Annotated in this window: 10 protein-coding genes (1 of these 10 running past the window's edge); all 10 read left to right on the forward strand. The window is 67.8% G+C overall.

Annotated features, from left to right (window positions below; genetic code table 11):
- A protein-coding gene (rnr, locus tag ACOOHF_RS14430) for a ribonuclease R (protein ID WP_420462198.1) crosses the window boundary here: on the forward strand, positions 1-923 show its 3' portion. The gene continues 976 nt to the left of window position 1, outside the view; only the last 923 of its 1,899 coding nucleotides appear in the window; the start codon falls outside the window, past its left edge; the stop codon is at positions 921-923.
- Positions 924-1,009: 86 nt separating this feature from the next.
- Positions 1,010-2,120, forward strand: a protein-coding gene (gene prfB / locus ACOOHF_RS14435; RefSeq protein ID WP_420462199.1) for a peptide chain release factor 2 whose coding sequence is annotated in 2 segments (ribosomal slippage) — positions 1,010-1,072 and positions 1,074-2,120 — 1,110 coding nt in all. Because the reading frame shifts where the segments join, the coding sequence is not laid out codon by codon here.
- Positions 2,117-3,715, forward strand: coding sequence for a lysine--tRNA ligase (gene lysS / locus ACOOHF_RS14440; protein WP_420462200.1), 1,599 nt, complete (start codon positions 2,117-2,119; stop codon positions 3,713-3,715). The genes prfB and lysS overlap by 4 nt, the downstream gene beginning before the upstream one ends.
- Positions 3,712-5,061 (forward strand): FtsX-like permease family protein, encoded by a 1,350-nt coding sequence (locus ACOOHF_RS14445; RefSeq protein ID WP_419935528.1) that lies wholly within the window; start codon positions 3,712-3,714, stop codon positions 5,059-5,061. Before lysS ends, ACOOHF_RS14445 begins: the two co-directional genes overlap by 4 nt.
- Positions 5,058-5,762 carry an ABC transporter ATP-binding protein gene (locus ACOOHF_RS14450; RefSeq protein ID WP_420462201.1) on the forward strand — a complete coding sequence of 235 codons (705 nt, stop codon included), beginning with the start codon at positions 5,058-5,060 and terminating at the stop codon, positions 5,760-5,762. Before ACOOHF_RS14445 ends, ACOOHF_RS14450 begins: the two co-directional genes overlap by 4 nt.
- A 52-nt stretch (positions 5,763-5,814) precedes the next feature.
- Positions 5,815-6,309 (forward strand): UvrB/UvrC motif-containing protein, encoded by a 495-nt coding sequence (locus tag ACOOHF_RS14455; RefSeq protein WP_419935530.1) that lies wholly within the window; start codon positions 5,815-5,817, stop codon positions 6,307-6,309.
- A 5-nt stretch (positions 6,310-6,314) separates the two neighbouring features.
- Positions 6,315-7,397 (forward strand): protein arginine kinase, encoded by a 1,083-nt coding sequence (locus tag ACOOHF_RS14460; protein ID WP_420464378.1) that lies wholly within the window; start codon positions 6,315-6,317, stop codon positions 7,395-7,397.
- 7 nt (positions 7,398-7,404) lie between these two features.
- Positions 7,405-9,891, forward strand: a complete 2,487-nt coding sequence (locus ACOOHF_RS14465; protein WP_420462202.1) for an ATP-dependent Clp protease ATP-binding subunit — start codon at positions 7,405-7,407, stop codon at positions 9,889-9,891.
- A gap of 23 nt (positions 9,892-9,914) precedes the next feature.
- Positions 9,915-12,320 (forward strand): outer membrane protein assembly factor BamA, encoded by a 2,406-nt coding sequence (gene bamA / locus ACOOHF_RS14470; RefSeq protein ID WP_420462203.1) that lies wholly within the window; start codon positions 9,915-9,917, stop codon positions 12,318-12,320.
- Between the two features lie 30 nt (positions 12,321-12,350).
- A complete protein-coding gene (locus tag ACOOHF_RS14475) occupies positions 12,351-12,962 on the forward strand; it encodes an OmpH family outer membrane protein (RefSeq protein ID WP_419935533.1) in 612 nt (203 codons plus the stop codon).
- Positions 12,963-12,982 lie beyond the last annotated feature (20 nt).

Below are 12,982 nucleotides of genomic sequence, written 5' to 3' on the forward strand. Positions count from 1 at the left end.
CGCTGCTCCGGGTGGCCCGGGCGTTTCGAGAGCGAGGGAAGGCGCGCGGCAGCCTCGACTTCGACCTGCCGGAAGCGCATGTCGTGCTCGACGACGAGGGGGCTCCGATCGATGTCCGGCGGCGGGAACGGCTCGCCTCCCACATGCTCGTCGAAGACCTCATGATCGCGACGAATGAGGCGGTGGCGCGCTGGGCGATCGAGGAGGGTGTGCCGGTGCCGTATCGCATCCACGAGGAGCCGAAGGAGGAGAAGCTCGAGACGCTCCGGCTCCTCGCCGACGAGTTCGGGCTCTCGTTCCCGGGCCGGAATCCGCGCCCTCGCGATTTCCAGCGGCTCCTCGACGCGGCGAAGGGGCGGGTAGAGGAAGCGGTCATCTCGCTGCAGGTGCTCAAGAGCCTCGCGAAGGCGCGCTATTCCGCCAGCAACGAGGGCCACTTCGGCCTCGCATCCTCGGCCTACCTTCACTTCACCTCGCCGATCCGCCGCTACCCTGATCTCCTCGTGCACCGGCAGTTGTCCCGATGGCTCGCCGACCCGGGTTCGACGCGAAAGTTGAGACGGGAGGCGCTCGAGGCCACGGCGCGGCACGCGTCGGCGCGCGAGGAACACGCCGTGCGGGCGGAGCGGGATTCCGTCGACCTGAAGAAGGTCGAGTTCATGGAACGGCACCTGGGGGACCACTTCGCGGGCGCGATCAGCGGGATCGCCCGCTTCGGGCTCTTCGTCCGGCTCGAGGCGTACGACATCGAGGGGGTGGTCCATGTGAGCAACCTTCCGGGCGACTACTACGTCCCCGACGCGACGAGGCGTGTGCTCAGGGGCCGCCGCACCCGGAAGACGTACCGGCTCGGCGACGACGCCGAGGTCCGGGTGGCCCGCGTGGACCGGGAGGCGAGAAGAATCGACTTCGACCTCGTGTGAAAGTTCGACTTCCGTAGGGAAACGTGGTCTATTATGGGCCCGTTGATCATGTGAATCGCGACGTGCGGAGGGGCGGACCAGGAAGAATGGAACTCGCGAAACAGAAGGAGCGCGCGGCGGCGCTTCGGGGCCGGCTCGATGAGCTACGGGGGTATCTTTGAGGTTCCCGGGAAGCTGAGCCGCATCGCCGAACTCGAGAAGAGGATGGCGGCCCCGGGGTTCTGGAACGACCACGATGGGGCGAGGGAGGTCATCGGCGAGGCGAACCGCCTGCGGAGCTGGACGCGCCCCTGGGACTCCTGCTCGTCGCGCGTGGACGACCTGCTCGAGATGGCGGCCCTGCTCGATGATGAGGACGACGCGGAGCTGGATGCGGAACTCGCGTCGGGACTCGCCACGGCCGAGAGGGAAGTGGCCGAACTGGAGTCGCGCAACATGCTGCGCGGTGAGGACGCGCACCGCAGCGCGCTCGTCACGATCAATCCGGGCGCCGGCGGCACGGAGTCGCAGGACTGGGCCCAGATGCTGATGCGGATGTACATGCGCTGGGCCGAGCAGCACGACTACCGCGTCGAAGTCATGGACCTCCTCCCGGCCGAGGAGGGGGGGATAAAGTCGGCCACGCTCGACATCGATGGCCAGTTCGCCTACGGCTACCTCTCGGCCGAGCGCGGCGTGCACCGGCTCGTGCGGATCTCCCCCTTCGACTCCCAGGGGCGTCGCCACACCTCCTTCGCCTCGGTCTTCGTGTACCCCGTCGTGGACGACGACATCGAGATCTCGATCAACGAGGAGGAACTCCGGATCGATACTTTCCGGGCGTCGGGCGCCGGTGGCCAGCACGTGAACAAGACGGATTCCGCCGTGCGCATCACCCACGTCCCGACGAACATCGTCGTTGCGTGCCAGCAGGAACGCAGCCAGCACAAGAACAAGTCCAAAGCCATGAAGATGCTTCAGGCCGCGCTCTACCAGCGCGCCGTCGAGGAGCGGGAGGCGCGGCGGGCGGAGCTGGAGGGCTCGAAGACGAAGATCGAGTGGGGACGGCAGATCCGGTCCTACGTCCTGCAGCCGTACAAGATGGTGAAGGACCACCGGACGAACCTCGAGATCGGCAACGTGGACGCCGTACTCGACGGGGATATCGACGGCCTCATCCAGGCCTTCCTGCGCGAGTCGGGGAGGACGGCCGGGTGACCTGCTCCTCCTGCGCCGCCGCTCCGCCCGGGCTCCGCGACGGCCTCTGCCTCACCTGCTGGTATGCCTCCGCCGACCGGCCGAAGCCGGTGAGGGACCGCTTCGAGAAGCTGGTCCGCCTGCGCGACCTGGGGATCGAGCCGTACGCGTATGCCTTCGACCGCTCACACGACCTGCGCGAGGCGTTCGTGGCGTTCGAACAGACGGAATCGGAGACGAGCGAGCCGGCGGAACTCGGAGGCGTGCGGGTGGCGGGCCGGATTCTCTCCTACCGGGACCTCGGCGGGAGTGCCTTCGCCCACATCGGCGACCGCGATGGACGGCTGCAGATCCACCTCCGGCGCAACCTCCTCGGCGAGACGGGATCGGCCCTCATGGACCTGCTCGACCTCGGGGACTGGGTCGGCGTCGAGGGGACCGTCTTCCGGACGCGGCGCGGCGAAGTCACGGTGCGCGCGGAATCGCTGACCCTCCTCGCGAAGACGCTGCGCCCGCTCCCGTTCGGGAAGGAAGAGATGAGGGAGGATGGCCGGCGCATCGTCCACAGCGGCTTCGGCGACCAGGCCGCGCGCTACCGTCAGCGCTACGCCGACCTCGCGGTGAACCCGGAGGTGCGGGAGGTGTTCCGGATCCGGAGCCGGCTCGTCACCGCGTTCCGAAGCTGGCTCGACGCGCGCGGCTTCCTCGAGGTCGAGACGCCGATTCTTCAACCCCTGTACGGCGGGGCGCTGGCCCGTCCCTTCTCGACGCACCACCACCGGCTCGACCGGCGGATGTTCCTGCGCATCGCGGATGAACTCTATCTGAAGCGCCTCATCGTGGGGAACCTCGACCGCGTGTACGAGATCGGCCACGACTTCCGCAACGAGGGGATCGACCGCACGCACAACCCCGAGTTCACGATGCTCGAGCTGTATTCCGCCTTCGCGGATTATGAGGACGTGATGCGGCTCACCGAGACGATGATCAGCGACGTGGCGAGGGAAGTGATGGGGACGACCCGCTTCGCATACGACGGCGTCGAGGTGGACCTCACCCCGCCGTGGGGCCGGGTCCGCTGGGATGAGGCCTTCGCCGAGGCCTCGGGGCTCGACCTCCATACCGCGGCGGACGACGAACTCCGGGGGCTCGCGGAACGGCGGGGACGCGCCGACGCCGGGGATCTCTCCCGGGTCCAGCTCCTCGATGCACTCTTCTCGGATCTGGTGGAGGACCGGATCACCGATCCCGTCTTCGTGTACGGTCACCCGATCGAGATGAGCCCGCTCGCGAAGCCGAAGCGGGGCGAGCCGGCGCTGGCCGAGCGCTTCGAGGCGATCGTGTGCGGCTTCGAACTGGTGAACGCCTTCAGCGAACTCAACGACCCGATCGACCAGTGGAACCGCTTCGCGGCGCAGCAGAGGCTCCGGGATGCGGGCGACCAGGAGGCGATGGAGATCGACGAGGACTACGTGCGGGCGCTCGAGTACGGGCTCCCCCCGACCGGCGGGTTCGGGCTCGGGATCGACCGGCTCGTGATGCTGATGACCGGGCAGACCTCGATCCGTGACGTCGTGCTCTTCCCGATGCTCCGGCCCGAGGAGGGAGCGTCGTGAGGGACGGCCGCGGCCGCTTCGAGCGGTTCATCGCGCGGCGTTACCTGCGCGGCACGGGGCGGCGCCTCTCGGTCGTGAGTGCTCTTCGAACCCTGGGGCGGTTCGCGCGGCGACCCTGGCGTCCTCTGGCCGGCGGCCGGTCCCCGGACGCGCGGGACGCGAGGCTGGTGGCCTTCATCTCGAGTCTCGCCGTGGGCGGGGTGGCCGTGGGCGTCATGGCCCTGATCGTGGTGATCGGCGTGCTCAACGGCCTGCAGGAGAGCCTCCGGGACCGGATCCTCAGCGGCGGCCCCCACGCGCACGTGATGGAGTTCGAGAACAGCTTCAGCATGGACGACTGGCGGACGGTCCTCGACCGCGTGCGGAGCGACACCGATGTGGTGGCGGCCTCTCCCTTCGTGTTCAACAAGATCCTGCTGACCGCGGGCGACAACTACAGCGAGGCGATCGTGCTGCGCGGGATCACGGACGATCCATCGGGAACGCGCATCGACGGGCTCCTGGAGCACCTCGTGATCGGACGGGCGCCCTTCGGCCCGACCGAGTCGGGGGATCCGGGGATCGTCGTGGGCCGGGGGCTCGCGCAGCAGCTCGGGCTCTACGAGGGCAAACCCGTCGTCGCCACATCCTTCCGGAACACGCCGCTGTCGGGGATCGGCTTCTCGCCGGCCCTCAAGCGCTTCGAGGTCACCGGTATCTTCCAGACCGGGCTCTACCAGTACGATGACGAACTCGCGATGGTCCCGATCGAGGAGGCGCAGGCACTCCTCGGGCTGGGCGATGCGGTGACCGGCGTCGAGTTCGACGTGGGCGACCCCTGGGAGGCTTCGGCGGTGTCGTCACGCGTCGAGGAAGCGCTCGGCTGGCCGTACCGCGTCCAGGGCTGGCAGGAACTCAACGCGAGCCTCTTCTCGGCGCTGCGGTTGGAGAAGCTCGGGATGGCCGTCGTACTCGTCCTCATCGTCCTCGTCGCGTCCTTCAACATCGTCTCGACGCTCGTCATGATGGTCGCCGACCGCACCCGCGAGATCGGCATCCTGCGCTCGATGGGCGTGACGTCGGGCAGCGTCGGGAAGGTGTTCACCAACATGGGACTCTTCATCGGCGTCGTCGGCACGACGATCGGGGGCACGCTCGGAGCGGTTCTCGCCTGGGCGCTGAGCCGCTACGAGTTCATCACTCTCCCGATGGACGTATATTTCATCGATCGGCTCCCGATCTCGCTGGCGCCGCTCGATGTCACGCTGATCCTGCTGGGATCCGTGCTCATCTCGTATCTGGCCACGATCTACCCGGCGCGGAAGGCCGCCGCGCTGACGCCGGTCGACGCGATCAGGCACGAGTGAGCGGGAAGAAGCCGGACGCCGGGGCTCCCGCGGTCCAGGCCCGGGGGCTGGCGCGTACGTTCCCGAGCCCGGACGGGGGCTTCATCCCCGTCCTGCGCGGGATCGACCTGGCCGTGGCTGCCGGAGACTCGGTCGCCATCGTCGGCCCCAGTGGGTCCGGGAAGTCCACGCTGCTACATTTGCTCGGTGCCCTCGATCGGCCGACCCGGGGCGATGTATGGCTGGGGGGCGAGAAGGTGTCGGAACTCGGGCAGGAACGGCTGGCGGAACTGAGGAACGGGTTCGTCGGATTCGTGTTCCAGTTTCATCACCTGATGCGCGACTTCACGGCGCTGGAGAACGTGATGCTTCCGCGGCTCATCGCGGGCTCGCCGCGCGAGGAAGCCGCGGATCGAGCGGCGGCGCTGCTGGAGCAGGTGGGGCTGGCGGACCGGGCGAGCCACCGGCCGCGCCGGCTTTCCGGCGGCGAGCAGCAGCGGGTGGCCGTGGCCCGAGCGCTCGCCAACGCGCCCCCGCTCGTGCTGGCCGACGAGCCGTCCGGCAACCTCGACGCCGAGGCCACGCTGCGGTTGCACGACCTGCTGTTCGAGATGATCGACCGGCACGGAGCCGCGCTGGTCGTCGTCACGCACAGCCGTGAACTGGCCGGGCGGGCGGCGCGCGTGCTGCGCCTCGAGGGAGGCGAACTTTTCGTCGTATGATGGGACCGCCCGCTACCCCGGGCTGCCAAGGCGGCGGAATGGAGGGGTGACGATGGACTGCGAGAATTGCGGAGAACGGAAGGCGAAGATCACGCTCACGGAGATCGAGAACAACGATATGCGGACCCTCAACCTCTGTTCCACCTGCGCCACGCTCAAGGGCGTTTCGATCGGAGGCGGGTCGCCCCCGATCGCGGACCTCCTGGCGCACCTCGGCGGGACGGCGGGGAACACGCTGTTCGACGCCGGCGGCGAAGCCTGCGAGTACTGCGGGATGGGCGCCGCCGACTTCCGGAAGTCGGGAAGGCTCGGATGTCCCCAGTGCTACGCGCAGTTCAGCCGGCAACTCCGGGCGTTGCTGCGCCGCGTGCACGGTTCGTCACAGCACATGGGAAAGGTGTACGTGAGTACCGCGCCCGAGACCGACCCGGAGCAGGTGCGCCTCTCCGCCCTCAAGCGCCGACTTGAGCGCGCGGTGGAACTCGAGGACTTCGAATCGGCGGCGGGCCTCCGGGACGAAATCCACGCCCTGACCGAGGCCCCGTGACCCGCATGGTGCGCACGGATCCGCCCATCGAGGAGCAGGGCCTCGGCTGGATCGAGGAGGACGGCCCCGACAGCGAGATCGTCGTATCGAGCCGCGTGAGGCTGGCTCGCAACCTCCAGGGGTACCCCTTCGCGTCGCACGCGACCGACGACGAGCGCGAAACCCTGTTCGAGAAGGCCCGTGCCGCCGCCGCGGCCGCGGGCGTCCTGGACGACGTCGACGTGTGGGAGATCTCCCGGCTCGAACCCCGGGATCGTCTGCTGCTCCTCGAGCGGCGTCTCGTGAGCAGGGAGCTGATCGACGGGCCCGGCGGCGGTCCCCGGCGTGGAGCGGGCCTCGCCCTCTCGCGGACGCGCGCGTTCGGGCTCATGGTCAACGAAGAGGATCACCTGCGGCTGCAGATGCTCCGGGGCGGCCTTCAGCTCACCGCGGCCTGGCGTGACGTCGACCAGCTGGACGAGGCGATCGGCGCGCGGCTTCCGTACGCCTTTCACCACGAGTTCGGCTTCCTCACATCCTGTCCCACGAACGTCGGAACCGGCCTGCGTGCGTCCGTCTTCATCCACCTCCCCGCCCTCGTCCTCACGCGTCAGATCCGGAAGGTCCTGGAAGGGATGGGGCAACTTGGCGTCACCTACCGTGGTCTATACGGAGAAGGGTCGAAGATCGTCGGGAACTTCTTCCAGATCTCGAACCAGACGACGCTGGGCAAGACGGAAGAGGACCTGATCGATCAACTCTCACTCCTCGTCGGCCGCGTGATCGGATACGAGAGGCAGGCGCGTTCGGTCCTCCTGCGGGAAGCGCCGAACGTGCTCGAGGACAAGGTCTGGCGGGCGTACGGGCTCCTGCGCCACGCGAGAAGCCTGCCGTTCGAGGAGATGATGAACCTCCTTTCCGGCGTACGGCTCGGCGTCTCGCTGAAACTTCTGAAGAAACCTCGTGTAGACGTGATCAGCCGCATCATGATCCATGCCCAGACCGCGCACCTCGCGCGTGCAGCCGGCCGCCGGCTCGACGAAACGGATGCGGACGCGTTCCGAGCGAGGTACGTTCGAAGAGCCCTGAAACGCGTAGACGCCACTTGAGGCTCGGATGAACTACAACTTCACCGACCGCGTTCGGAAGGTGCTCGCGATGGCGCGCGAAGAGGCGATCCGCCTCAAGCACGACTACGTGGGGACCGAACACATCCTGCTCGGCCTCATCCGAGAGGGGGAGGGCGTCGCCGCGGCGGTGCTCGCCAACCTCGCCGCGGACCTGGACAAGTTGAGCAAGCTCGTCGAGGAGAACGTCCGCCCCGGGAAAACCGCTTCATCCATCGGCGAACTTCCCTACACGACGCGCGCCAAGAAGGTGCTCGAGCACGCGATGGCCGAGGCGAAGGAACTCAATCACAGCTACGTGGGCACGGAGCACCTTCTGCTCGGTCTCCTGAGGCAGGAGAAGGGTCTGGCGGCCCGGGTCCTCGGTGAAGCCGGCATCGGTCTGGACAGCGCTCGCACCGAGACGCTCAAGCTCCTGGGCACCGATATGCCGGCCGGGGGCACGTCGACGGCGGCCGCGGTGACAGACCCGGCCAGCAAGGGCACCAAGGGCGAACGGAAGTCCAAGACGCCGGCGCTCGACCACTTCTGCCGCGATCTGACGGAACTCGCGAGGCAGGGAAAGCTCGATCCCACGATCGGCAGGCTGGGCGAGATCGAGCGCATGATGGAGGTGCTCTCGCGACGCAAGAAGAACAATCCCGTGCTCATCGGGGAACCGGGGGTCGGGAAGACCGCGATCGTCGAGGGCCTCGCCCAGGCGATCGTGCGCGGCGACGTGCCCGACAGCCTCAAGCGGCATCGCGTGCTGGCGCTCGACATGGCGGCGGTGATCGCGGGGACGAAGTACCGGGGACAGTTCGAGGAACGGCTCAAGGCGATCGTCAACGAGACGTCCCAGTCCCGCGGCGTCATGCTGTTCATCGACGAGTTGCACACGCTCGTGGGCGCCGGCGCCGCCGAGGGCGCGATCGACGCCTCGAGCATGCTCAAACCCGCCCTCGCCCGGGGCGAACTCCAGTGCGTGGGCGCCTCCACGCTCAACGAGTACCGCAAGTACATCGAGAAGGACGGGGCGCTGGAGCGTCGCTTCCAGACCGTGATCGTCGAGGCGCCGACGATCGACGAGACGTTCGAGATCCTCCAGGGCCTGCGGAAGTACTACGAGGACCACCACAAGGTCGAGATGCCCGACGCGTCGCTTCTCGCGGCCGCCCGGCTGGCCGAGCGCTACATCACGGATCGCTTCCTCCCGGACAAGGCGATCGACGTGATCGACGAAGCCGGCGCCCGCTTGAGACTCGCGGCGCAGGTGCCGCCCACCGAGATGAAGGAGTTCCAGACGAAGCTCGAGGAACTCGCCACGTGGAAGGACGCCGCGATCAGCGACCAGGACTTCGAGCGCGCGGCCTACCTGCGCGACCGCGAGAAGGAGATTCAGGAAGAGATCAAGCGCCGGCGGGACGAATGGGAGCGCACGCAGGCCGAGTTCCGTCCCACCGTCGGGGAAGACGAAATCGCCTTCATCGTCGCACGGTGGACGGGAATCCCCGTGACGCGGCTGAAGGAGGCCGAGACGGAGCGCCTGCTTCGCATGGAGGACGAGCTCCACGAGAGCGTCGTCGGCCAGGATGAAGCGATCGAGGCCGTCAGCCGCGCGATCCGGCGCGGTCGTGCCGGCCTCAAGGACCCGAACCGCCCCATCGGCAGCTTCATCTTCTGCGGACCGACCGGGGTCGGGAAGACCGAACTCGCCCGTGCGCTGGCACGATTTCTGTTCGCGGACGACTCCGCGCTCGTGCGGGTGGACATGTCGGAGTACATGGAGAAGTTCTCCGTCAGCCGGCTCATCGGCGCCCCCCCCGGCTACGTCGGGTACGAGGATTCGGGCTCGCTGACCAAGACGATCCGCAGACGTCCATACAGCGTGGTCCTGCTCGACGAGATCGAGAAGGCGCACCCGGACGTGTTCAACATCCTCCTCCAGGTCCTCGACGAAGGCCGCCTCACCGACAACTACGGTCGTGTGATCGATTTCAAGAACACCGTCGTCATCATGACCTCGAACGTGGGGAGCCGGGACATCGGCACCTCCACCCGCATGGGCTTCACCGACGACTCCCCCGGGTTCGACTACGGCCGGATCAAGGACCGGGTCTCGGACGAGATCAACCGCGTCTTCACCCCGGAGTTCCTGAACCGCGTGGAAGAGACGATCGTCTTCCATCCGCTGAGCAAGGAACAGCTGGGCAAGATCGTCCACATCCAGCTCCGCGAGGTCCAGAAGCGCCTCGCGGAGGAGGGCCTCAGCCTCGACCTGAGCGATGCGGCCGTCCGTTTCCTCGTCGACCGAGGCTACGACGAGAAGTTCGGCGCGCGGCCCCTCAAGCGGACGATCCAGCGACATGTCGAGGACGCGCTCTCGGAGCGGATCCTGATGGCCGACTTCGAGCCCGGAGACCGGATCTCGGTGGACGTCACCGCCGACCAGGACGCCCTCGTGTTCGGCGCGCCCACACCGTCCTCGGCGACATGAATTGGCGGCCGCCGCCCGCCGGCATGACGAGCGGGCTGGCGCTGCTCGGGGCGCTCCTCACCGCCGGCGGGGCCGAGCCCGGCGCCGCGCAGGAGACGAATCTCGACCAGTTCTCGGTCCGGGTCGACTCGGTCGTGGTCGTCGGGAACCGGCGACACACGGCGAACGTCATCATCACCCGCAGCGGCCTGCGCCCGGGCAACATCGTCCGCCAGCCGCAGATCCAGGACGCGATCCGGCGCCTGTTCAGTTCGGGGGATTTCTCGGACGTCGTCGTCGGCGTGACGGATTCCGCGGATCCGGAGCAGGGCGTGTTCTACATCGGCGTCGAGGAGCGGCCCTACATCACGCAGTACGTATTCCGGGGGCTGGAGCGGGTCGGTGAAGACGTCATCCGCGACACGGTCGGCCTGGCGCCCAACAGTCCGCTGGATCCGCACCGCATCTCGCTCGCGCGCGCCACCATGCTCGAACTCCTCTCGAACGAGGGGTTCCCGACGGCGAGCGTGGACACGCTCATTCGCCCCGACCCGGCCTTTCCTCCGGATTTCCTCGTCGTGTTCGCTGTCGAAGAAGGCCCGCGACTCGGCGTCACCGCGATCACCTTCGAGGGGAACGACGCCTTCTCGGACGCCGAATTGCGGGCGGCGATGGCGACGGATGAGGAGGGGTTCTTCTGGTTCGATTCGGGAGAACTCAAGAGGGACGAGTTCCGGCGCGACCTGACCGAGCGGCTGCCGCAATTCTACGCCTCGAGCGGTTATCTCGACTTCGAGGTCCTCGGGGATACGATCATCTCGGACCGCCTGACGGGAAAGGGGCGCATCCAGATCCGCGTGCGCGAGGGAGAACAGCACCTTCTCGAGGACCTGCGGATCACCGGGAACCGGGCCTTCCCGCTGGCGGCCATCGAGCCCATCGTGCGTCGCGGCCAGCCCCGGCCCCGGGACGGCGAAACCGATCCGCCGTTCAACTTCACGGCCTTCTACGCCTCGCCGGGCGATCTCGGAGACATGTACCGGAACAACGGCTACCTCTCCTCGCGGATCACGCCGGACGTGCGTCGCATCGCGGTGACCGAAGGCGAGCAGCCGCGGGTCACGGCCCACCTCTTCATCGACGAGGGCCCCCGCAGCTACATCCGGGAGATCTCGATCGAGGGGAACACGGCCACGCACGACCGGGTGATCCGCAACCGCCTCTACATCTTCCCCGGCGACGTGTACTCGCAGGAACGCCTGATCCAGTCGTTCCAGGCGATTCAGGGGCTGAACTTCTTCGAGCCGCTTCCACCGGACGAGGCGATCAACATCCGCCCGCGCCCGGACGGGGACATCGACATCTCGCTTCGGGTCCAGGAGAAGCAGACGGGGACGATGAATTTCGGGATCACCGCCTCGGGATTCACCGGCCTCGCGGGGTTTATCGGATATTCGCAGCCCAACCTGTTCGGGCTCGCGAAGACGGGAAGCTTCCGCTGGATCTTCGGGCGTCGGCAGCAGGATCTCGACATCAGCTATTCCGATCCGGAGGTGCTCGGGAGCCACTATTCAGGCATGATTTCGCTGCGGAATTCGAGAGACCAGTTCACCGGGTTCAGCCTCGGCGACCGCCGCCAGACGGGCGGCCTCACGGAGGTCGGCACGCCGATCTTCGGGCTGCGGTCGACGCGCGTCTTCATGGGCTACTCGCTCTTTGACGACGAGGTGCGAGGGCTCGATACGACGAACGTGATCGGGCGGCGCTTCTCGCTCTTCTCCGGAACCCGCTCGGCGCTCTCCTGGCGTCTCGTCCAGGACAACCGGAACAACCCGATCTTCCCGACGAGCGGGGCCCGGAACCAGCTCGCGATCCGCCAGACGGGCGGCATCCTGGGGGGGGACGGGAACTATCAGAAGATCGACCTCACGAGTGAGTGGTTCGTGCCGGTGGGCCGGATCGGCGGGGGGCCGGGAAGTACGAGCCCCCCCATCGAACTCACCTTCGGCCTCAGCTTCGAGGCGGGGCTCATCATGGGCCAGAATCCGTTCTTCACGGAGCGATACTATGTCGGGGGCACCCAGGCGGGCATCCAGTTACGCGGGTACGACGAGGCATCCGTCACGCCGGCCGGACACATCCCCGACGACGCGCCGTTCAGCGATCTCGACCGGGTGGGGGAATCCTTCTTCCGTACGGGCGTGACTTTCGGGATCAAGCTCACGAGCAACATCTTCACCAGCGCTTTCCTGGATGCGGGGAACGTGTGGCTGGACGCGAGCCAGCTGAACCCGACGGACCTGCTCGTGGGAGCGGGGATCGGGGCGAGCCTGGTGACACCGTTCGGACCGCTGGGGCTCGATTACGCGTACGGCTTCGACCGCCGGGATGTGCTGGGGCGGCCGAATCCGGGTTGGCAACTGCACTTCAAGTTCGGACGTGTGTTCTGAACCGGGAAGATACGAAAAGGGATATTTGACATGCACTGGATCCACAGGGGTGCGGGCGCCGGGCTGGGCCGGGCGCTGGCGCTCGGGGCGCTGGCCGCGGGGCCTCTTGCGGCGCAGGAACAGGCGGGGGCGCCGTCCCTGCCGGAGGCCGCCCCGCTTCCCCCGCAGGGGACGCCCGTCGTGTTCGTGAACACGCAGGCGATCCTCCCCGTCGCCCCTGGCGCCGATTCGGCGGGGATCGCGTACGAGCGCGTTTCCGCCGAGTTCGAGAGCCAGCTTCAATCCTTCGCGGCGGAGATCGACTCCCTGATCGGGGCGTACCAGCAGCAGCAGTCGCTGCTCGACCCGGCGGGACGCCAGCAAAAGGAGCAGGAGATCCGCGACAGGCAGCAGCAGGCCGCGACGAGACAGCAGGAACTGAACGTGGAGCTGGATCGGCGCCGCGCGGAACTCCTGGCGCCGATTCTCGAACGGGTGACCGCCGTGATCGACGAGATCCGCGCCGAGCAGAGCTACTCGATCGTGCTCGACATGACCGAGTCCGGCGTGGTGGCGGCGGACGCGGCGCTCGACATCACCCCCGCCGTGCTCGAGCGTCTCGGGATCGACCCCGGCGGCGGCGCCTCAACGTCCGGCGGATAGCGGGCCGGGGCCTGCCGGCC

Source organism: Candidatus Palauibacter sp. (assembly GCF_965216145.1).
In the GTDB taxonomy this organism is placed as follows: domain Bacteria; phylum Gemmatimonadota; class Gemmatimonadetes; order Palauibacterales; family Palauibacteraceae; genus Palauibacter.

What these genes read in the sequence shown, in the direction of transcription:
- ACOOHF_RS14455 (WP_419935530.1), top strand. Translation starts at nt 5,815, where the DNA reads ATGGACTGCGAGAATTGCGGAGAACGGAAGGCGAAGATCACGCTCACG.
- ACOOHF_RS14460 (WP_420464378.1), top strand. Translation starts at nt 6,315, where the DNA reads ATGGTGCGCACGGATCCGCCCATCGAGGAGCAGGGCCTCGGCTGGATC.
- ACOOHF_RS14465 (WP_420462202.1), top strand. Translation starts at nt 7,405, where the DNA reads ATGAACTACAACTTCACCGACCGCGTTCGGAAGGTGCTCGCGATGGCG.
- bamA (WP_420462203.1), top strand. Translation starts at nt 9,915, where the DNA reads ATGACGAGCGGGCTGGCGCTGCTCGGGGCGCTCCTCACCGCCGGCGGG.
- ACOOHF_RS14475 (WP_419935533.1), top strand. Translation starts at nt 12,351, where the DNA reads ATGCACTGGATCCACAGGGGTGCGGGCGCCGGGCTGGGCCGGGCGCTG.